The organism is Pseudarthrobacter sp. HLT1-3 (assembly GCF_059383535.1).
In genome coordinates, this window is sequence record NZ_JBWZCJ010000023.1 from 1 (window position 1) to 18,635 (window position 18,635).

The 18,635-nt window shown below is 67.6% G+C and carries 20 protein-coding genes; 13 read left to right on the forward strand and 7 right to left on the reverse strand.

Features of this window, described 5'->3' with window-relative positions; genetic code table 11:
• Window positions 1-289: 289 nt before the first annotated feature.
• Together AC50X9_RS17460 and AC50X9_RS17465 are read right to left on the reverse strand one after the other, a co-directional pair.
• Window positions 290-499, reverse strand: a complete 210-nt coding sequence (locus tag AC50X9_RS17460) for a hypothetical protein (RefSeq protein ID WP_226760658.1) — start codon at window positions 497-499, stop codon at window positions 290-292.
• A gap of 62 nt (window positions 500-561) precedes the next feature.
• Window positions 562-1,698 (reverse strand): DNA alkylation repair protein, encoded by a 1,137-nt coding sequence (locus AC50X9_RS17465; protein WP_494895544.1) that lies wholly within the window; start codon window positions 1,696-1,698, stop codon window positions 562-564.
• A 117-nt stretch (window positions 1,699-1,815) separates the two neighbouring features.
• On the opposite strand from AC50X9_RS17465, the gene AC50X9_RS17470 reads away from it, so the two are divergent.
• Both AC50X9_RS17470 and AC50X9_RS17475 read left to right on the forward strand, forming a co-directional pair.
• On the forward strand, window positions 1,816-2,598 hold the full coding sequence (locus AC50X9_RS17470) for a phosphatase PAP2 family protein (RefSeq protein ID WP_494895546.1): 783 nt from the start codon (window positions 1,816-1,818) through the stop codon (window positions 2,596-2,598).
• Between the two features lie 45 nt (window positions 2,599-2,643).
• A complete protein-coding gene (locus tag AC50X9_RS17475; protein WP_494895548.1) occupies window positions 2,644-2,952 on the forward strand; it encodes an MmcQ/YjbR family DNA-binding protein in 309 nt (102 codons plus the stop codon).
• On the opposite strand, the gene AC50X9_RS17480 is transcribed toward AC50X9_RS17475, so the two are convergent.
• A complete protein-coding gene (locus tag AC50X9_RS17480; RefSeq protein WP_494895550.1) occupies window positions 2,949-3,242 on the reverse strand; it encodes a MerR family transcriptional regulator in 294 nt (97 codons plus the stop codon). The two genes, AC50X9_RS17475 and AC50X9_RS17480, sit on opposite strands and share 4 nt — an antisense overlap.
• A 163-nt stretch (window positions 3,243-3,405) precedes the next feature.
• Between AC50X9_RS17480 and AC50X9_RS17485 the strand changes: the two genes are divergently transcribed.
• From AC50X9_RS17485 to AC50X9_RS17500, 4 genes are all read left to right on the forward strand, one after another.
• Window positions 3,406-3,831, forward strand: coding sequence for an Hsp20/alpha crystallin family protein (locus AC50X9_RS17485; RefSeq protein WP_494895676.1), 426 nt, complete (start codon window positions 3,406-3,408; stop codon window positions 3,829-3,831).
• Between the two features lie 111 nt (window positions 3,832-3,942).
• Complete coding sequence (locus AC50X9_RS17490; RefSeq protein ID WP_494895552.1) at window positions 3,943-4,341, forward strand: J domain-containing protein; 399 nt, start codon at window positions 3,943-3,945, stop codon at window positions 4,339-4,341.
• A 99-nt stretch (window positions 4,342-4,440) separates the two neighbouring features.
• Entirely contained in the window at window positions 4,441-4,830 is a 390-nt protein-coding gene (locus tag AC50X9_RS17495) for a hypothetical protein (protein ID WP_494895554.1), read from the forward strand.
• Between the two features lie 172 nt (window positions 4,831-5,002).
• Complete coding sequence (locus AC50X9_RS17500; protein WP_494895556.1) at window positions 5,003-6,490, forward strand: GH1 family beta-glucosidase; 1,488 nt, start codon at window positions 5,003-5,005, stop codon at window positions 6,488-6,490.
• Here the strand turns inward: AC50X9_RS17500 and AC50X9_RS17505 are convergent.
• Together AC50X9_RS17505 and AC50X9_RS17510 are read right to left on the reverse strand one after the other, a co-directional pair.
• Complete coding sequence (locus AC50X9_RS17505; protein WP_494895558.1) at window positions 6,487-7,557, reverse strand: App1 family protein phosphatidate phosphatase; 1,071 nt, start codon at window positions 7,555-7,557, stop codon at window positions 6,487-6,489. The genes AC50X9_RS17500 and AC50X9_RS17505 overlap by 4 nt on opposite strands.
• 61 nt (window positions 7,558-7,618) lie before the next feature.
• Window positions 7,619-8,356 carry a DUF72 domain-containing protein gene (locus AC50X9_RS17510; RefSeq protein WP_494895560.1) on the reverse strand — a complete coding sequence of 246 codons (738 nt, stop codon included), beginning with the start codon at window positions 8,354-8,356 and terminating at the stop codon, window positions 7,619-7,621.
• 90 nt (window positions 8,357-8,446) lie between these two features.
• Here AC50X9_RS17510 and AC50X9_RS17515 point away from each other — a divergent pair, with 90 nt between their 5' ends.
• The 3 genes from AC50X9_RS17515 to AC50X9_RS17525 all read left to right on the forward strand — a co-directional run bounded on the left by AC50X9_RS17515 (window position 8,447) and on the right by AC50X9_RS17525 (window position 11,465).
• Window positions 8,447-10,240: a glycoside hydrolase family 15 protein gene (locus AC50X9_RS17515; protein ID WP_494895561.1), complete on the forward strand. Its 1,794-nt coding sequence runs from the start codon at window positions 8,447-8,449 to the stop codon at window positions 10,238-10,240.
• A 123-nt stretch (window positions 10,241-10,363) separates the two neighbouring features.
• Window positions 10,364-10,672 (forward strand): hypothetical protein, encoded by a 309-nt coding sequence (locus AC50X9_RS17520; RefSeq protein ID WP_494895563.1) that lies wholly within the window; start codon window positions 10,364-10,366, stop codon window positions 10,670-10,672.
• A 121-nt stretch (window positions 10,673-10,793) separates the two neighbouring features.
• Window positions 10,794-11,465: an HAD family hydrolase gene (locus tag AC50X9_RS17525; protein WP_494895565.1), complete on the forward strand. Its 672-nt coding sequence runs from the start codon at window positions 10,794-10,796 to the stop codon at window positions 11,463-11,465.
• A gap of 111 nt (window positions 11,466-11,576) precedes the next feature.
• Here the strand turns inward: AC50X9_RS17525 and AC50X9_RS17530 are convergent, their stop codons facing one another.
• Window positions 11,577-12,452 carry a CHAD domain-containing protein gene (locus tag AC50X9_RS17530; protein ID WP_494895567.1) on the reverse strand — a complete coding sequence of 292 codons (876 nt, stop codon included), beginning with the start codon at window positions 12,450-12,452 and terminating at the stop codon, window positions 11,577-11,579.
• A gap of 219 nt (window positions 12,453-12,671) precedes the next feature.
• On the opposite strand from AC50X9_RS17530, the gene AC50X9_RS17535 reads away from it, so the two are divergent.
• Window positions 12,672-13,433: an SDR family oxidoreductase gene (locus tag AC50X9_RS17535; RefSeq protein WP_494895569.1), complete on the forward strand. Its 762-nt coding sequence runs from the start codon at window positions 12,672-12,674 to the stop codon at window positions 13,431-13,433.
• A gap of 56 nt (window positions 13,434-13,489) precedes the next feature.
• On the opposite strand, the gene AC50X9_RS17540 is transcribed toward AC50X9_RS17535, so the two are convergent.
• Window positions 13,490-13,894, reverse strand: a complete 405-nt coding sequence (locus AC50X9_RS17540) for a sterol carrier family protein (RefSeq protein WP_494895571.1) — start codon at window positions 13,892-13,894, stop codon at window positions 13,490-13,492.
• Between the two features lie 444 nt (window positions 13,895-14,338).
• Between AC50X9_RS17540 and AC50X9_RS17545 the strand changes: the two genes are divergently transcribed.
• The 3 genes from AC50X9_RS17545 to AC50X9_RS17555 are packed head-to-tail and all read left to right on the forward strand — an operon-like array spanning window position 14,339 to window position 18,584.
• A complete protein-coding gene (locus AC50X9_RS17545) occupies window positions 14,339-15,619 on the forward strand; it encodes a glycosyltransferase (RefSeq protein ID WP_494895573.1) in 1,281 nt (426 codons plus the stop codon).
• Window positions 15,616-17,478, forward strand: a complete 1,863-nt coding sequence (locus tag AC50X9_RS17550) for a right-handed parallel beta-helix repeat-containing protein (RefSeq protein ID WP_494895575.1) — start codon at window positions 15,616-15,618, stop codon at window positions 17,476-17,478. The genes AC50X9_RS17545 and AC50X9_RS17550 overlap by 4 nt, the downstream gene beginning before the upstream one ends.
• Window positions 17,475-18,584 (forward strand): right-handed parallel beta-helix repeat-containing protein, encoded by a 1,110-nt coding sequence (locus tag AC50X9_RS17555; RefSeq protein WP_494895577.1) that lies wholly within the window; start codon window positions 17,475-17,477, stop codon window positions 18,582-18,584. The genes AC50X9_RS17550 and AC50X9_RS17555 overlap by 4 nt, the downstream gene beginning before the upstream one ends.
• The last annotated feature ends 51 nt before the right edge of the window (window positions 18,585-18,635 follow it).

Genomic DNA, 18,635 nt, shown 5'->3' on the forward strand with positions numbered 1-18,635 from the left:
ATCGGCGTCGAGTTCAACGAGGAAGCCGCCGCTGCCTACCCCTACCAGCAGGCCTACCTGCCCTACAACCGCCTCGTCGACGGAACGGTCCACGACTGGTGATCGCTGCCGCCTGACACTGGAGACAAAAAGGTCCCGGGCGGGAGTCGATGCTCCGCCGCCCGGGACCTGGCTTTGTTGCGCTGAAGGCCAGCGCCCCCAACCCCAACCAACGCGGGGTCATTTCGCGCCCATTCCGGCGCCCAAGATGGGCGCGAAGTGACCCCGCGTTGGGATCAGTTAGGTGGGATCAGTTAATGAGTTCCCGCGTCATGCCGAAGGGGACCTGGTCGGACAGCGCCGCCGTGTAGTGGCCGGCCTTGTGGCGGGTGAGCAGGATGCCCTGCGTGCCGGTCGCCATGGCGATTTGCTGGAGTCCGCGCACGGCGTCGTCGAGCCGTTCGTCCAGAACCTGGCGGCTGTCGACCTGGATCTCGATACATTCAGTTACTGTCGTCATCGCACTGCTCCTTCTTGGGTTATGAATCGGCCCCAATGGTTGAAGCGACAATAACGTCATACTTATGGGCCCGTCAAATCACCGCGCAGGGTCTCGCCGGTACCGGTCCGGACCGAGAATTCCGTGGGGGCGTACCGCACGCCGTTGACCTGCAGTTCGAGTAGATGCGCGCCCGGATGATGGCGCCGCGTCGTCATCTGGCGGAACGCGTGGCGCTTCGAAAATCTCCGGGACTCACCCGGGCCGAGGACCGACGTGCCGAGCTTGAAGACCTTCTCCGCGAGAGCGCCGTTGGCCTTGGCGTAGTGCACCACGTAGTCGACGGCGAGCCGGGCCTCGGCCGGCCCGATATTGACAATCTCGAAATCGAAAGCCAGCTCGCCGGGAAGCTCGACGACGGTGCGGTCCAGCCGGGGCGGCGTCACGGTCAGCGACGCCGGCGGGAACCCGAGCAGCTCCAGCGCGCCGGGGTGGGCCTTCTTGAGCAGGGTCCGCAACCCGTGCCGGACCACCTGGGGTGTGTTCTCGTCCGGGGCGGCCATCCACCGGGCCGCCGTGGCAACGACATCGTCGGGGGCGTGGCGGGCCAGATCGTTGAGGTGGTTGGCCACCGAGCGCCGGACGTCTGCCACCGGGTCCCGGTACAGGTCGTCCAGGATCGGCAGGGTGGCTTCCGGCCGGTCGGTGAGTGCCGGGACGCGGATCGCCCACGGCAAGTACGCCCGGGTACCCTCACTGGCGAGCCTGCGGACGTGCCAGTCCGGGTGGGACGTCCAGCCCTGGACGACGGCCAGGGCGCGGTCCAGGTCGACGGCGAGGAGCCGCCGGATCGCGAACTCTCCGGTGAGCCGCGGTGTCAGCTCAGCCAGCAGCGCCAGGCAGTCCTCGAAGTCGCCGGGCCCAGGGGAGCCAAGGGCGAGCGTCGCCGCCGTCTCGGTCACGGGCCAGATCATCCAGCCGGTGAAGTCCGGATTCTCCAGCGCCCGGCGGAAGATGGCCGCGGCCCCGGCATAATTCCCGGGCAGGTCAGCGAGCAGGGCGCGGCTCAGGAGATCGGTGCGTTCCCGCAGGCTCAGATCCTCAAGTTCTCCGGCCGCGGTGGCCAGGGCCGGTAAGGTGCTGCCGGGTGCGGCCGCGGCCAGGATCCGCTCCAGCGAGCGGACAACGCCCGGGTTGATCAGTTCATTCATCACGCCCATTGCTTCAGGCTACCGGGGAGGGACGCGGCCTCCGTGCGGAACCGCACGGAGGCAACGGAACCGGGATATTCTTCACGAAGAACGAGTCCACACACGGTATAGAGGCGGATGCGGGAAATGGCGCAGGAACAATCACAGAACTCGCCCGGCTGGTGGCGGGTCTTCCACGACAAGTTCGTGGTGGAGGAACGCTACATGAGCGGGCAGGACCGGAAAAACCTGTACCGCATCGCCGTCAGCCTCGCCGTTGTCGGCGCCGTGCTGTTCTTCTCGATCCTTGCCGGGGTGCTCCAGCAGGACGGTTTCACCGCGGGCGACGAGCCCGTCCGTGCCTGGCTCCTGACCCTCCGCTCCGAACCGCTGACGGCCATCATGATCTTCCTCGCGATCGTCTTCGGCCCGGTGGCGCTGCCCATCATCGTTCTCGTGGTGACCGTTGCCTGGGGTCTGCTGGCCAAGCACGCCTGGCGGCCGATCCTCCTCGCCGGCGCCATGCTTACTGGTGTCATCCTGGCGCAGATCATCGGGCGAGCCATTGGGCGCCAGCGCCCGCCGGTGGACCTGATGCTGTTCGGCGCCGACTTCACCTTCTCCTTCCCCTCCGGGCACGTCCTGGGAGCCTGCGACTTTCTGCTGGTCAGCGCCTTCCTGATTTTCTCCCGGCGGGGCAACCGGAAGGCCGCGGTCGGAGGCTTTCTGCTGGCCGGCGTCGGGATCTTCTTCGCCGCCGTGAGCCGGCTCTATCTGGGCTACCACTGGCTGACGGATGCCCTCGCCTCGATGTCCATCTCGTTCGTGATCCTCGGCGCAGTGATCGCGCTGGACACATGGCGGACCGCCCGCGTCCGCGGCGAGCAGATCACCGGCGAGCTCTCCAAAGCCGATACCAGCCAGGACTGACCCCGTGGGCGTTGCCTTGCCCCGCCCCCGGTGCCACAGTGGGGCATGGCCACCGAAGAGGATGTCCGCCGCGCGGCCCTGGCTCTCCCTGGTGTGGTGGAGCGGACCAGCTGGGGCCGGCCCGCCTGGTTCGCTGCCATGCTGATGGCCCGGATCTGGGAGGACGGCGTGCTCACAGTCAAGACCGAGGAGCGCGCTGCCCTCGCGGGAACGGACCCGGAAACCTATTTCTGGACTCCGCATCACGAGCGTTCACCGTTACTGGTGCTCGTGCGGCTGGACCGGATCGGTTTGGCGGAACTGGGCGAGCTCCTCGAGGAATCCCACCGCCTTGCGGCCGGCGCGCGGCGCTAGGACCGGCGCGGGCGGAGGCGGGCCAGCTCGCTCTGCAGTGCGGCGTTGGCCGCTTCAAGCTCCAGGACTTTGGCGACACCGGCCAGGTTGAGTCCCTCCTCCAGCAGCTCGCTGATCCGCCGCAGCACAGCGAGATCCGCATTGCTGTATTGCCGGGTTCCCCCGGCTGTGCGGTCCGGGGTCAGCAGGCCCCGCCGCTCGTAGAGCCTGATGTTCTGCTGCCCCGTCCCGATCAACTGGGCCACCACGGAGATGGCATAGAGACCCAGCTCCTGCCCATGATCCGTCACGGTACTCCTTTGCGGTGCTTCCAAGTGCCGGTAATGCCTGAAGCATTATCCCCTTGCATCAGTGTCGCACCGGTGCTATAAAAAATCTATATCCACCACCATAGATAATCGACCCGGTGGATACGCAAAAAGACAAAACTCTCGCATGAAGGAGTGAGAAATGATGTTGATGCGCACGGACCCGTTCCGGGAACTGGACCGGCTGACCCAGCAGGTCTTCGGAACGGCGGCAAGGCCCGCTGCGATGCCGATGGACGCATGGCAGGAGGATGGCGAGTTCGTCGTCGCGTTCGATCTTCCGGGTGTCAACGTTGACTCGGTGGACCTCGATATCGAGCGCAACGTGCTGACGGTCCGGGCTGAACGGCGCGATCCGACGCAGCCCAACGTTGAGCTGATCGCTGCGGAACGGCCGCGCGGCGTCTTCAGCCGCCAGCTCATCCTCGGCGACACGCTGGACACCGAAAAGGTCAAGGCACAGTACGCCGACGGCGTCCTGACTCTCCGCATTCCGGTGCTGGAGAAGGCCAAGCCGCGGAAGATCGAAATCAGCCACACGCAGGACCAGATGCACGAGATCAGCAAGTAGCCGGGTCGGACGGAGTCCGTCCAGCCCGGCGCTAAATGCGGGGACCAGACGTCACCTGCCGCGGCCGGCACCGTCTGGTCCCCGTCCGGTCTGCCGGACGGGGGTGAAGGGATGAACCGCGACCCGCGGGGCTACTACGCGGCCCTGCACGTGACGCCGGACGTGACCCCGGCCGAGATTCAGCGCGGCTTCCGGGCGCTGATGCGCCTCCGCCACCCCGACGTCGGGGCTGCTGCTCCTGACCCCGCGGCTGCTGCCACCGGGACCGGTGCCGGGGACGACGTGCGGCGGATCCTGGAGTCATTCGCAGTCCTCCGGGATCCGAAATCCCGGGCCGAATATGATCCGGGCAGGAACGCCGCCGGATCAGCCCGCCCCGCCACCGGAAGGACCGGACGCGCCGGAAGCAGCGAAGGCACCCGAAGCCGGGAGGTTCAGGTCCGGCACCACCGGACGGAGCAGCCGCTGCTGCGCGTCACGCCCGTGCAGTGGGAACGCGGGCCATGGTGATCCTGGCCGCTGCGCCCCGCCACGGCTCCGGCGCCAGCACTCACTCGCCGGCACCAGCACCAGCACCAGCACGACAAGCACAAGACAAGGAGGGCGGCCATGAGCGCATGGCGCCGCTACGATTCTCACCTGATGCCGGTCTTCCACGAGCGTTTCGAGGCCCGGTGGGGCAAGGGCACAGCACCCTTTCTGGACCCGGAGGCCCACGAGGCGCCGCTTCCGCGGGCGCAGTGGATCAATATCGACACCGGTGCAGCACTGGCAGTGGTCCCCATCTGGACCGTGGACGACAGCCAGCACCGGTCCTTCGGGGTTTTCTATCTCCCGCCGGCCGGCGACATCTGGGTGCTGAGGCCCGGGTATACGAGTTACCTGGAACCTTCGGCGGATGAGACCGAACAGCTCCAGGCCCTGCGCAACGACGCGTTCAAGAAGGCCGTGGCACACGCCAAGGACTTCCTGTTCGGGCCGGAGGCGTCGGTGTATTGAGCGGATCCCTTCCTGGCGGTCCTCGGGCGGTCCGCGGGCGGTCCGCGGGCGCCCCAGCAAGGCGCGGCCGGCCCGCCCACGGAACGGCGCGTGGCGCGGGGATGCTCAGCGGCCTAAAATCAGTCCACTGCCTGAACCTATCCTGCCTGAAACTATCTAGGGGAATCCGCTTATGAAAGCTTCCGCCAAGGACTTGGCCGCCCTTCTGCCGTCGCGTTTCATCCTGGGCGTGGCCACTGCGGCCTTCCAGATCGAAGGTGCCCTGGACGAGGACGGCCGCGGCCCGTCGGGCTGGGACGTCTTCGCGGGCACTCCCGGATCGATCGTGGAGGACCACAGCCCAGCCGTAGCCTGCGACCACTACCACCGGATGCCCGAAGATGTGGCCCTGATGAAGGAGCTCGGGGTCGATTCCTACCGGTTCTCCCTGTCCTGGCCACGCATCCAGCCCGGCGGCAGCGGTCCGGTCAACCCTGCGGGCCTGGACTTCTACGACCGCTTGATCGACCTGCTCCTGGCCAACGGGATCGCACCGATGGCCACGCTGTATCACTGGGACACGCCGCTGGAACTGGATCAGGCCGGCGGCTGGATGAACCGGGACACGGCCTACCGGCTCGGCGAGTTCGCCGCGATCGCCGCGGCCGCGTACGGCGACCGGGTGGCCCGCTGGGTTACCGTCAACGAACCCGCCACTGTCAGTACCAACGGCTACATGCTGGGGATGCACGCACCGGGCGAATCACTGATGCTTAAAGCCCTGCCCAGTGTCCACCACCAGCTGCTGGGTCACGGACTGTCGCTGCAGGCCCTCCGGGCCGCCAACGTCCCGGGCGACATCGGGATCACGAACGTGTACTCGCCGATGGTGCCGGCCTCAGTGAACCCGCTGGACAAGCTCAGCGCCGGCTTGATGGACATGGCCCAGAACAGCCTCTACGCCGACCCCGTCCTGCTCGGCAAGTACCCCGATGCGATCCGGGCCGCCACATGGTTTTCCTCGTTCAGCCCGTCCAGTGAGGACATGGAGCTGATCTCGCAGCCGCTGGACTTCTACGGGCTCAACTACTACATGCCAACGCGGGTGGCATCAGGTCCGGGCGACGGCGCCGTGCCCGAGGGGATGGCGGAGGCCATGGGCGATGACCTGAGCGGTACCGCACCCGGAGCGCCGTTCCACATCGCGTCGTTCCCGGACACCGAGATCACCGCGTACGGCTGGCCGATCAAACCGGAGTACATGGCTGTCGCGCTCGCGGAAATGGCCGAGCGCTACCCTGACCTTCCGCCGGTCTACATCACCGAGGGCGGGGCGAGCTTCGAGGACCTTGAGATCCGGGACCCGGAAGGCCGGCTCATCATCCCGGATGAACGTCGCGTGCGCTACCTGGCGGACCACATCGCGACAGCGGTGGAAGCGACGTCACCCGGAGGCGCGGCCGAATCAGTCGATCTGCGCGGGTACTACGTGTGGTCGCTGATGGATAACTTTGAATGGTCCGGCGGCTACCGGCAACAGTTCGGACTGCTGCACGTGGACCGCGACACCCAGCAACGCACGAGGAAGGCCTCGTTCTACTGGCTCCAGGAAGTGCTCGCCGCCCGGCTCCGGGACGCCGTCCCGGAGCCTCCCGCAGCGCTGGAGTCTGCGGCGGGCTAGAGAAGGCCCCGGTCCAGCAGGCCCTTGGCCAGCCCGGCGCCGTCGGGGGAGTAGAGCCACGGGACGGGCGCGCCGGTATGGTCACCGGAGTCCGAGTGGCCGCCGGCCAGCACGGCCTCGCCGGCCGAAAGCTGGCGGATCCCGACGGCGGCGACGCTGTCGGGGTGCTGCCGGGCAAAGTCCGAGTAGATTGATTCGTCGTGCTGGCCGTTGTCGCCGAAAAGCAGCCAGCGCAAGTTGGGGAACTCCTCGGCGAGGAGTTCCAGGTTGCGGCGCTTGTGCTCCTGGCCGCTGCGGAACCAGCGGTCCTGGGTCAGGCCCCAGTCGGTGAGCAGCAGGGCGCCGGAGGGATACAGGTTCCGGCTTAGGAACCGGGCCAGGGTGGGCGCGGCGTTCCACGGGCCCGTCGAGAGGTAAATTACCGGCGCCTCCGGGTATTCGACCATGAGGCGGTCCATCAGCACGGCCATGCCGGGCGTCGCCATCCGGGCCCGCTCGTTCAGCACAAAGGTGTTCCAGAGCGCGAGGAAGGGGCGGGGCACGGCAGTGACCATAATGGTGTCGTCAATGTCCGAGACGATTCCCAGCTTGGCGTCGGGCGGGATCACGTAGATCCGCGCCTCCGTCGGCTCGGTGCCTTCGGCGCGCAGCACGGCGGTGTGCCACCCCGGGGGGAGGGACACCTTGACGATCGTGTCCACCAGTCCGCCGCGGTCCGCATGCACGAGAGCGGTCACCCCGCCGATTTCGATCGTCACTTCGGTGAACTGGATCGGCACGGACGTGAAGGCGCGCCAGCCCCGGATGTTCTGGTTGCCGTTTTTTGCGGCGTGCTCTTCGCGGCTGCCGGGATTCGGCCTGGTGGTGAGGACCACGCGGCCGAGCACCCGGACCCAGGCCGTGGAGCCGTACCCCTGGTAGCCGATGGTCTGCGGGACGAAGTCCCAGCGTTTCGCGGCCTGCAGGCGGTACCCGTTGAACGTATCGGAAATCCAGTGCGCCAGACGGAAAGCCCGGGTGCCGGTGACCGGCTGCTGCTGGGGTGATTGCTGCGACGCCAATTTCATGCCTCCACTCTGCCACACGGGCCCGGTCCGGGCACGGACTGCGGCCGGGGCCGCCCGGGGTTCAGGCAGCGGCGAGCAGTTCGCGCAGGACCTCGGCGTTGCGCACGGCGTTCCCGCCGCCGTCGTTGTTGAAGTACACAAAAACCTCCCTGCCGGCCGATTGCCATTCGCGGATCCGGTCCGCCCACCAGCGCAGGTCCTGGTCCGGGTAGGAGCCGCCGTAGAGGTAATCCTGGTCGGGCCCGTGCAGCCGGACGTAGACAAACGGCGCGGTGGCCCGCAGGACGCACGGCAGCCCCGCGCCGCTCATAATGCAGTAGGCGGCGCCGTGCCGTTCCAGCAGCGCGTAAACCTCCGGGTGGTCCCAGCTGGCATGACGGAACTCCACGCTGACCCGGATCCAGTCGGGCAGCGCCGTGAGGAAGTACTCCAGCCGGGCGTCGTCCCGGGCGAACCCCGGCGGCAGCTGGACCAGCAGCACCGCCCGTTTGTCCCCAAGTTCGTGCCAGCACCGGGCGATCCGCTCGATCCAGACCTCCGGGGCGTAGAGCTTCTTCGCGTGCGTCAAACCCCGCGGGGCCTTGACGGACAGCAGGAACCCCGGCGGGAGCCGTCGCCGCCAGCTGGCGAAGGAGGTGTCCCGGGGCCAGCGGTAGAAGCTGGCGTTGAGCTCCACCGTGCTGAAACGGGCGGCGTAATGCGCCAGCCGGTCCCGTGCCGGCAGCCCGGGCGGATAGAGCACATTCTCCCAGTGGTCGTAGCTCCAGCCGCTGGTGCCGATGTGCGCGGTGCCGTTCATCCTGCCTCCCCTTCGCGGATTTCCGGATCTCGAATCCTTGGACCTTCGGCCGCTGGTCCGCAGCCAGACGGGTGTGGCACGCTATGTCCCATGGCTCGCATTGAAGATTACGCAATGGTCGGCGATCTGCACACTGCGGCCCTGATCAGCACCGAAGGTTCGATCGACTGGCTCTGCCTGCCGCGCTTCGACTCGCCCGCCTGTTTTAACGCGCTGCTGGACGCCCCGGAGTCCGGCCGCTGGCTGCTGGCTCCGGAAGGCGGCGGCGAATGCACGCGCCGGCGCTACCGCAAGGACACCCTCATCCTGGAAACCGAGTGGGAGACAGCCACCGGGAAAGTCAGGGTCATCGACTTCATGCCGCCGCGCGATACGGTGGCCGACATCGTGCGGATCGTTGTGGGCCTCCGCGGCACCGTCCGGATGCGCGGCGAGCTGGTGCTGCGCTTTGACTACGGCCACATCATTCCCTGGGTACGCCACGACGAGCACGGGATCCACGCGGTCGCCGGTCCCGACGCCGCCTACCTGGTGACGAAGGCGCCGCTGCGGGGCGAGCGGCTGCAAACCATCAGCGACTTCACCGTCAAGGCGGGCGAACGGGTCCCGTTTGTGCTGACCTGGGCGCCGAGCCACCTGCGGCGGCCGCGGACCGTGGACCCCGAGGAATCCCTCGTCTCCACCGAGTCATTCTGGCAGCACTGGTCTGCAAAGTGCACCGTCACAGGCACCTACCGCGAGGCCGTGCAGCGCTCGCTGATCACGCTCAAGGCGCTGACTTTCGCGCCCACGGGCGGGATTGTGGCGGCCGTGACCACGTCCTTGCCGGAGGAGATCGGCGGCACCCGGAACTGGGACTACCGGTTCTGCTGGCTCCGCGACGCCACCTTGACGCTTCAGGCGTTGCTGGCCTCCGGCTACACGGAGGAGGCCGCCGCATGGCGGGACTGGCTGCTGCGGTCCGTGGCCGGCGACCCGGCAGATCTGCAGATCATGTATGGAATCCACGGCGAGCGCCGGCTGCCGGAGGCGGAACTTCCCTGGCTGCGCGGTTACGAAGGCTCCTTCCCGGTGCGGACCGGAAACGGTGCGGCGGGACAGCTGCAACTGGACGTCTGGGGTGAGGTGCTGGATTGCCTGTCGCTGACCCGGAACTCGCTCCTGGAGCACACGGACGAATCCTGGGATCTCCAGGTGGCGCTGATGGAGCATCTCGAGAAAGCCTGGGGCTGGCCGGACAACGGGCTCTGGGAGATGCGCGGGCCGCGGCGGCATTTCACCCACTCAAAAATCATGGCCTGGGTGGCGGCGGACCGGATGGTCAAGGGCGTCCGCGACTTCGGCCTGACCGGCCCGGCGGACCGCTGGGAGGAACTGCGCGACACCATCCACGCCGAGGTGATGGCCAACGGGTTCGACTCCGAACGCAACACCTTCGTGCAGTCCTACGGGCGGCCGGAACTCGACGCGAGCCTGCTGCTCATCCCGCGCGTCGGGTTCCTGGCCCCGGATGACCCGCGCGTCATTGGGACGATTGACGCCGTCCAGCGCGAACTTACCCACGACGGCTTCGTGCGCCGCTACAAGCCGGCCGAGAGCGACGACGGCCTGCCCGGCGACGAAGGCGTTTTCATCGCCTGTTCCTTCTGGCTGGTGGAAGCCCTACTCGGGGCCGGCCGGCATCACGAGGCCAGGGAACTGTTCGAGCGGCTGCTGGCGCTGCGCAACGACGTCGGACTCCTCAGCGAGGAGTGGGGCGTGGAGGAAGGGCGGCAGCTGGGCAATACGCCGCAGGCGTTCAGCCACTTCGCCCTCGTGATGAGCGCACTGGAGCTGAAGGCCGACGGCATGCACCGCAGCGACACCCCGCTGCACGGGCGCTGAGCACGAAATTGCGGTCGCCCGGGCAAAACCGCCGCCCGGCATGGGAGCAGGGTTTTCGTCCACCCTTTAGATAAGTACACTTACTAATATCCCAATGTGGGGCGAAGGATGAAGGAGTGTGCGATGGCTGGATATTTCGAGCTCGTAGATGCGCCCGACGGCGGCTACCGGATCCGCATGCTGGACGGTGCCGGCAGCCTGATGGCAGTGTCCGTCACGTTCCCGACCAAAAGGGCAGCCGTGGCCGGTGTTGCCCAGGCGCGCGAAATCGCCGGCACCGGCCTGATCCGGGACCGCAGCGCCGGCGGCCCGGCCGCACCGGCCGGGCCGCTGTCCAGGCTGAACAAGCGATCCGCCGGCGGCGCAGGCCGCGGCACCTCCCTGTCCGGCGGTTCGCTGGCCGCCGGAAAGCGAGCGCGCGCCCATCATTGAACCCACTAGCCTCGATCCCACCGGCGCTGATTCCACCGGCGCTGATCCCGCGGGCCTCGCGGGTCCGGGCGCCGCAGCCCGGGTGAGCGCCGCGCCGCCGCATCGGCTGCGTAGGGCGGCCGTGCTGTTCGACGTCGATGGCACCCTGGTCGATTCCGTTTACTTCCACACCCTGGCGTGGTGGCAGGCCTTCCGGCAGGCCGGCCACGACGTGCCGATGGCGAGCATCCACCGCTCGGTCGGCATGGGCGGGGACAGGATCCTCGCCAGGCTGTTGCCGTCCGACCGGGACCCGGACGGCGACAGCACCATCATGACGTCGCACGCGGCCGTGTTCTCCACCTTCTGGCCCTCGCTGACACCGCTGGATGGGGCCCGGGAACTGCTGGCGGGGTGCCACAACGGCGGCCTCGCCGTCGCGCTGGCCTCCTCGGCCCGGGAACGCGACCTCGAAGTGCTGCGGGCCGTGATCGGCGCCGACGATGTCATCGATGCGGCCACGAGCTCGGCCGACGCGAAGGAGAGCAAGCCGGCGCCGGACATCCTCGTCGCCGCCCTGAACGTTCTGGGGGTGCAGGCGTCGGACTCCGTCTATGTGGGCGACGCCGTCTGGGACATCTACGCTGCCGGCAAGCTCGACATTCCGGCCATCGGACTGACCTGCGGCGGGACCAGCGAAGCCGAACTCCGGGACGCCGGCGCAGTCGAAGTCTACGCGGGCCCCCGGGCGCTGCTGGAGAACCTCTCGGACAGTGCGATCGGACGGCTCACCACCCGCGCCGGCCGGACCTGACGGGCGCCACCGACCCGGCGAACAAACAGGTGGAACCAAGCGGGCGGAACCAAACGGCGGAACCCAAAGGGCGGAACCCCACGGGCGGAACCCCGGGGCGTCAGATGGAGGTCAGGCGGAGAACTTCCGCCACACTTTGAGGAAGTCGGCCTCCGCGCTGCTTGCCAGCTGTTCTTCCTTGGCGTGCAGCCGGCCGTAGGTGAAGCCGTTCTCGCCGCTGCGCAGCGAGCGTCCGCCGAGCTCCGCGAGCAGGGACCGGGCCACGACGCTGTCCTGGTGCTGCCCAAGCGAGGTCTGGATCTTGCGCGCCGCCTTGGCCGTCCGCCGCGCCTTCCCGGCCCCGCGGCCGCCGAGCGATTCGGCCAGTTCCGCGGAGTAGCGCAGCCGTTTCGCGGCCTTCCGGACCTCGTGCAGCCCTGCATCCCTTGCGCCGGTGCGGTCCTCCGCCGCCGGGAGGCCCTCAACCGCACGCCGCAGCCGCGTCTCATCCCTGGCGACAAACGTGCCGATGGTCTTCCGCGGCGGCCGGGACGCCCTCTGGGACAGGCGGCCAGCGTTGAGCCAGGCCTCAAAACGGCCCAGCAGTTCTGCGTACCGCTCGCCGTCGAGCGCGGCGAGGGCACCCTCAAAGCCGGCGGCAGCGGCGGCGTCGAGCTCCTCATCGATCCGGGCAGCTGCCTGGCCGAGAACCAGCTCTTCGGGTTCCGCGGCCAGGAGTTCCCGGAGCCGGGCCTGCACCACCAGGGGGTCCCGAGCCGGCCCCAGCGTTCCGGAGAGCCAGCGGAGTTCGGAGCGGAGATCCTCCGCGGCGCCGTCGTCGAACAACTTCCGGCCGGAGGCGAGCAGGGAGCGGAGCCGGCGGGCCGCGACACGCATCTTGTGGATCGCGTCGGGCTGATTCTCGCGGACCCCCGGGGCCTGAAGGCGCAGTTCAGCCAACTGTTCAGCAAAGTAGGCGAGCAGTGCGTCTCCAGCGGTGGTTGCCATGCTTCACTGTGCTGCCACGGACTTCCCCGCGCAAGTCCCAAAGGGCACGCACCTGCACCTTGGGCGGCGGCTGCAGTGTGTCCATGAATCCAAGGGGGGATAAAGGGGGGATAACGGGGACGGGCCGGCTGCGGACCGGCCGCCCGCGGCGGGCTGACACGTCGCCGCAATGTAGCCGGAAGTCTGTCCTGATGCGGGATCTCGGCATACGCTGGCCGGATGACACGACAGCATCTGCCCGGCCGAGTAGCGGTAGTCACCGGCGCCGGTTCGGGGATCGGCCGGGCGGTCGCCCGGCTTATGCTCGCCGACGGGTACCGGGTGGTGCTGGCCGGCCGGCGTGAAGCCCAACTGCTGGAGACCGGGGCCGGGCATGCCCAGGCCCTGGCCGTTCCCTGCGACGTCACCGTGCCCGACGACGTCGAACGGCTGTTCGCCACCGCGCTCGAGCACTGGGGCCGCGTGGACGTGCTTTTCAACAATGCCGGCGTGTTCGGCCCGGCCGGCGCCGTGGATGAGATCAGCCCGGCGGACTGGGACGCCACGGTGGCGGTGAACCTGACCGGGTCCATGCTGTGCGCCGCGGCTGCCGTCCGGGCCATGAAGGCGCAGTCACCGCAGGGCGGGCGGATCATCAACAACGGCTCCATCGCCGCCCATTCACCCCGCCCCCGGACGGTCGCCTACACCGTCACCAAGCACGCCGTGACCGGGCTGACCAAAAGCATCGAACTCGACGGCCGCGGCTTCGGCATCACCTGCGGGCAGATCGACATCGGCAATTCGGCCACCGAGCTGATGGACACGATCGGTGCCGGCTCCGGGGCTGTGCAGGCCGACGGCAGCCGCCGCGTCGAGCCGACGTTCCCGGTTGAGGACGCCGCCCGAGCGGTGCTGCTGATGGTAGGGATGCCACCCTCGGCCAGCGTCGGATCCCTCGTGATCACCGCCGCCGGGATGCCGTTCATCGGCCGCGGCTAGCACCGGCGCCGGGGGCACGCCTCCAGGGCGGAAGTCCTGCCAAAGCGGCAGGCTTGTCAGAGCGGCAGCAGGCCGGACAGGTCGGCGCGCAGACCGGAGGCGGCCACCCGGCCGGAGGCGACGGCGTCTGCCCAGCCCAACTGCCCGCTGACCATCGCCAGCCAGGTGGCGGCGTCGCACTCGATGACGTTCGGCGGGGTGCCGCGGGTATGCCGGGGACCTTCCACGCATTGCGTGACGCCGAACGGCGGAACCCGGACCTCCACTGAATTGCCGGGTGCCCGGGCGGTGACCTCCTCCAGGGAGTAGCGGACCGCCGTCGCAATCGTGGCGCGGGGGAGCGGGGCGCCGGACTCCTGGCCGGCGGCGTCGGGGGCAGCTTCCGGAGCATTGGCTGCCTGCCAGGCAGCGAGGGCTGCCCGGCCCTCGTCGATCGCTATTCGGCGCCGTTGAACCACCATTGATTTGCCTTCTGCCTGGCGCCGCACCGACGCAACCGATCCCCTGCGGGTGGCCGCCCGCGGCGGCCCATTCCACCTTACGTCACGCAAGAATTCACGGTGTGTTAACACTTGTTGACAATTTTCCGGTATATAGGGCGTGAAAGCGAGTAATTCCAGACTCGGTGCATCCAAGTAATTTCCCAAGTAAATACGGGTATACGCAACCGCTAATAGGGTAAGCAAATCCCTAGCGTGCCGCGTTGCAGCAAGCCCATGCTCGAAGTGCGGCCAGCCAGAGAAAAGGCAGCAAGCTGATGGCACGGACGAGCCCAAAGGGGCGGATCGTTGGATCCGGCACAGGGCCCTGGCCAGAAGAATTAACGGCCGACAAATGCCTCGGAACACTATTGGGGGCCATTAGCTTTAGCGTCCAATTATTCTCTGAACAATGAAGGCTCGATGATGCGTTCTTTCAATACCCCGCAGAATCAAACCCAAACAACATTCGACTGGTCCAGCATCAGTGATTTCTACACCCAGGCAGCGCCGTACTTTCCAGTGGCAATCGCGGGCGCAATTGTCTGGGGCCTGTGGCTGTACCGCTTTATCCTCTCCCATCGGGCCCAACCGTATGTGACCGACTTCGAGGCCACGACCTCGGTGATCGTCCCCTCGTTCCATGAGGATCCCGATATTCTGATGAGCGCCCTGGACTCCTGGCGTCAACAGGGGCCAACGGAGATCATCATCGTCCTCGACGTCGAGGATCTCGAGGCGTACCGACGGATTTCCGCGCTGGGGGACAAGACCATCAGGCCGGTGCTTTTCCATCACGTGGGGAAGCGGTCAGCGCTCGGAGCCGGTGTGCGGCTCGCACAGTACGACATCCTGGTACTTACGGATTCCGACACCTGGTGGTTGCCGGGGATGCTCCGGAATGTCCAGATGCCGTTTGAGGACCCGCTGGTTGGCGCCGTCGGCACGCACCAGAACGTCTACCAGCGGGACACCAGCATCTGGCGGCGCGTGGCGGACTGGATGGTCGACCTCAGGTACCTCGACTATGTGCCGGCCATGGGCAGGGCCGGCGCGGTGCCGTGCATCTCAGGGCGCACGGCCGTCTACCGCCGGGAGGCTGTGATGCTGGTTCTGGACCATTTGGAAAACGAGTACTTCATGGGCCGCCGGTGCATCTCCGGGGACGACGGGCGTCTGACCTGGCTGGTCCTGGCCTCCGGGTACAAGACGGTCCACCAGTCCACCGCGCGGGCGCTGTCCATGTTTCCCTCGAACTTCGGCGCCTTCGTCAAGCAGCGCGTCCGCTGGAGCCGGAACTCCTACCGTTGCTATCTGACAGCGATCGCGATGGGTTGGCTGTGGCGGGTCCCGTTCGTCACCAAGGTGACGGTGCTGCAAATCCTGCTGACCCCCGTGACCATGGGGCTGACGGTCTTCTACCTGGTCTTCAACCGGCTGGACCCGACTCCGCTGGGCTTCACGGCGGCCGCGTGCTGGCTGCTGCTGGGCCGGGGCATCCGCGGCATCTCCCATCTGCGCCGGCAGCCGAAGGACATCCTGATCCTGCCGGTCCTGGCCCTTACCGTGATCCTGGTCGCGCTGCCCATCAAGGTCTATGCCTTCGCGACAATGAACAGACAGGGCTGGCTTACCCGGCACGCTGACCAGACGGGCGGCGACGGCCAGGATGCCCAGAGCCTGACACCGAAGGCGGTTTCCTCATGAGACCCACCCGGCAGGGCCTGCTGGTCGGCCTCGCCGCCGTGCTTCTCGCCGGCTCCGGAACGCTCATCCTCCAGGCCGACCGGCTGTGGAACCAGCGGCCGCTGGATCCCGTGGGCCGGAACGAGATTGCCGCCAACGGCAACGTCCAGGGAGAAATCTACCCGGGAGATCCGGCCCGGGAAGCGCAGCTCGTCGAACGCGAAGCCGAGCGGCTCATCTACGTGCGGGCCGTCGCCTCGGCGGCCCGCTGGCGGGTGGAAGGGCTGGCCGGCGCCTACCGGCTCCGCACCGGCTCCAGCTACACGCTGGTCCTGCCGGCACGGCCGGAACCGTACACCGTGGCCGACCTCGCGATGCTCACGCCCAAGGCCTTCACCCGGCAGGGGGACGGGCCCTATGTCCTGTCCGAGAGCATCGTTGTCCTCCCCGGGGCCAACCTGTCCCTGATCGCGCCGGACGGGCCGGAAGGGCTCGATATCCGGCTGGAGAGCACCCGGGAGAACTTCGTCTCCATTGTGACGCTGGGCGGCTCCCTCACGGTGGCCGGCTCGGAGACGGCGGACGTCCGCCTCACCAGCTGGGACAGCGCCGAGCAAAGTGTTGACACGACGACGGGCGACGGCCGCGCCTATGTCCGAATCCTTGGCGGACATGCCTCCCTGGCCCGTGCCAACGTCTCCAACCTGGGGTTCTGGAGCGGCAATACCGGCGGTCTTTCGCTGACCGGCACGGACGACGTCGCGGCGTTCCAAAGCGGACCGCCGAGGCCGGAAGAGGCAGCGGAGGCAGCCGCCGGGGGAGCGCAGGTGCTGCCTGAGGAGGCGCTTGCCGCCTTTGCGGCCCGGACAACGCAGGACTACAGCGTGGTGACCGCCGGCATCGACGATGTCACGATCGATGGCAACGCGTTCGGCCTGTTTGTCTCCAACGCCCGGGACATCGTGATTGAGGATTCGGCCATCAGCGGAAGCCTCGTGGATGGTCTGGTCCTGCACCGTGCCGTCAGGGACGCGCAGATCACCAGGACACGCTCATCGGACAACGCGGTGGATGGCTTCGCGGTTGCCAGCTCCGCCACCAGGGTCGTCCTGGAGGAGGTAACGGCCGAGCGCAATGGCCGTAACGGGATTTCGCTCGACGGCCGGCCTCTCGCGGACGGGCCCAACGCCGTCGGAACGGCAGTGAATAGTTATGGTGGCAACCAGGTGACCGAAAGTACGCTTGCGGGTAATGCCCGGTACGGGATTGAGCTCAGCGGAGGCAGCAACCTTGCCATCGAGCGCAATGTGTTTGCGGGCAACGAGGTCGGTGTGGTGGTCAACCATGGCGCCGGCGGTGTGGGAATCAGCCGCAACGAGTTCAGGGACCAGCGGCTCCAGGCGGTGTCGGTCCGCGATGCGCAGGCCTCGGCCGCCGTGTTCGGGAACGCCATCATCGGCGGGGATACCGGGATCTACGTCCGGAACGCGAAAGCGGACATTAACTCCAATGATCTGAAAGCAGTGTCGAACCATGGCATCACGCTCGTGGGCGACGTGGGCGGCACCGTCATCGCGGGAAATACGGTGGCCGGGGAGGGCAGCACGGCCATCCGGGCCGAGGGGTCCAGCGGTGCAGTTATCTTCGGGAACAACCTGTTGGGCTGGGCACCGGCCTACACCGTGGAGAAAGCGGTTGGCTCCGTCGTCCAGCCGCTCAGCCTGGTCTGGATTGTGCTCGGGGGCCTGCTGCTGATCACCGCGGTGGTCCGGCGGAAGAGGGCGGCGCTGATCCGCAGTCCGTACGCGGAACGAGTGCCGCTGACCAGCCTCAGCAGGGGATTCGTGGTCCCCGACGACGTCGCAGGACTGCGGCGATGAAGCCGGTGAAGGCACTGGCCCGCCCGTGGATGCTGGCCCTTGCCCTGCTGCTGGTTCTGCTCACCGGGGGAGCGGTCTGGCTGGCCGTGAACGCCCCATCCCCCGATTCCTCCGGAAGCGGTGCAACCGGCGGTGGCACCGGCGTCGGCACCGGCACCGTCCCGCCGGGGCCGACAGCGGCCACTTCGCCGGCGTCGGGCGGGCCGGCGCCCGGCGGGGACTGCCCGCCGGCCACGGTCACGGTGGCCAGCGCGGCGGAACTGCAGGTGGCCCTCGCCAACGCCGGACCCGGAACCGTCATTGGTCTGAGCGAAGGCATCTATACGGGCAACTTCACCGCCACCGGCGATGGGGCGGAGGGCCGGCCGGTCACACTCTGCGGCACCGGCGGCAGCATCCTCGACGGCGGCCAGCTCGATGACGGCTACGTCCTCCACCTCAACCAGGCCTCGCACTGGGTGCTCCAGGGCTTCGCCGTCCGCAACGGACAAAAGGGCGTGATGGTCGACGAATCCACGCACAGCGTGCTGCGCGGCCTCGCCGTAAGCAACACCGGTGATGAGGGAATCCACCTGCGCAGGTTCAGCACCGATAACAAAGTCCTCGGAAATTCGATCAGGGACACCGGTCTGCGGAAAGCGAAATTCGGTGAAGGGATCTATATCGGGACGGCGCAAAGCAACTGGTGCGATATCAGCGGCTGCCAGCCGGATAAAAGCGACCGCAACGAGGTCGCGGGAAATGACATCGCCGGCACGACCGCGGAGTGCGTGGACATCAAGGAAGGAACATCCGGTGGCGCCGTCCGCGGCAACCGCTTTGACGGCTCCGGCATCGTCGGAGCGGACTCCTGGGTGGATGTGAAAGGAAACGGGTGGACGATAGAGAACAATTCCGGGTGGAACTCTCCGCTGGACGGATTCCAGACCCACGAAATTGTCGATGGCTGGGGAACCGGAAACGTTTTCCGGAACAACTCAGCCGACGTTAATGGTCCAGGCTTCGGCTACTCGCTGACGCCGGTACTCGGCAACGTCGTCGAATGCAGCAACAAAGCCGCACAAGCGGGGAAGGGCGTCTCGAACGAGCCCTGCAAGACCGTCTAGAGGAAACGGCCTGGCGCCATGCCGCCGGCCGATGACCGCTCAGGTGCTTCC

Bases quoted from the DNA above. Each gene is read 5' to 3' on its own strand.
- AC50X9_RS17460 (WP_226760658.1), bottom strand. From the start codon at position 499: ATGACGACAGTAACTGAATGTATCGAGATCCAGGTCGACAGCCGCCAG.
- AC50X9_RS17465 (WP_494895544.1), bottom strand. From the start codon at position 1,698: ATGGGCGTGATGAATGAACTGATCAACCCGGGCGTTGTCCGCTCGCTG.
- AC50X9_RS17470 (WP_494895546.1), top strand. From the start codon at position 1,816: ATGGCGCAGGAACAATCACAGAACTCGCCCGGCTGGTGGCGGGTCTTC.
- AC50X9_RS17475 (WP_494895548.1), top strand. From the start codon at position 2,644: ATGGCCACCGAAGAGGATGTCCGCCGCGCGGCCCTGGCTCTCCCTGGT.
- AC50X9_RS17485 (WP_494895676.1), top strand. From the start codon at position 3,406: ATGTTGATGCGCACGGACCCGTTCCGGGAACTGGACCGGCTGACCCAG.
- AC50X9_RS17490 (WP_494895552.1), top strand. From the start codon at position 3,943: ATGAACCGCGACCCGCGGGGCTACTACGCGGCCCTGCACGTGACGCCG.
- AC50X9_RS17495 (WP_494895554.1), top strand. From the start codon at position 4,441: ATGAGCGCATGGCGCCGCTACGATTCTCACCTGATGCCGGTCTTCCAC.
- AC50X9_RS17500 (WP_494895556.1), top strand. From the start codon at position 5,003: ATGAAAGCTTCCGCCAAGGACTTGGCCGCCCTTCTGCCGTCGCGTTTC.
- AC50X9_RS17505 (WP_494895558.1), bottom strand. From the start codon at position 7,557: ATGAAATTGGCGTCGCAGCAATCACCCCAGCAGCAGCCGGTCACCGGC.
- AC50X9_RS17510 (WP_494895560.1), bottom strand. From the start codon at position 8,356: ATGAACGGCACCGCGCACATCGGCACCAGCGGCTGGAGCTACGACCAC.
- AC50X9_RS17515 (WP_494895561.1), top strand. From the start codon at position 8,447: ATGGCTCGCATTGAAGATTACGCAATGGTCGGCGATCTGCACACTGCG.
- AC50X9_RS17520 (WP_494895563.1), top strand. From the start codon at position 10,364: ATGGCTGGATATTTCGAGCTCGTAGATGCGCCCGACGGCGGCTACCGG.
- AC50X9_RS17530 (WP_494895567.1), bottom strand. From the start codon at position 12,452: ATGGCAACCACCGCTGGAGACGCACTGCTCGCCTACTTTGCTGAACAG.
- AC50X9_RS17535 (WP_494895569.1), top strand. From the start codon at position 12,672: ATGACACGACAGCATCTGCCCGGCCGAGTAGCGGTAGTCACCGGCGCC.
- AC50X9_RS17540 (WP_494895571.1), bottom strand. From the start codon at position 13,894: ATGGTGGTTCAACGGCGCCGAATAGCGATCGACGAGGGCCGGGCAGCC.
- AC50X9_RS17545 (WP_494895573.1), top strand. From the start codon at position 14,339: ATGCGTTCTTTCAATACCCCGCAGAATCAAACCCAAACAACATTCGAC.
- AC50X9_RS17550 (WP_494895575.1), top strand. From the start codon at position 15,616: ATGAGACCCACCCGGCAGGGCCTGCTGGTCGGCCTCGCCGCCGTGCTT.
- AC50X9_RS17555 (WP_494895577.1), top strand. From the start codon at position 17,475: ATGAAGCCGGTGAAGGCACTGGCCCGCCCGTGGATGCTGGCCCTTGCC.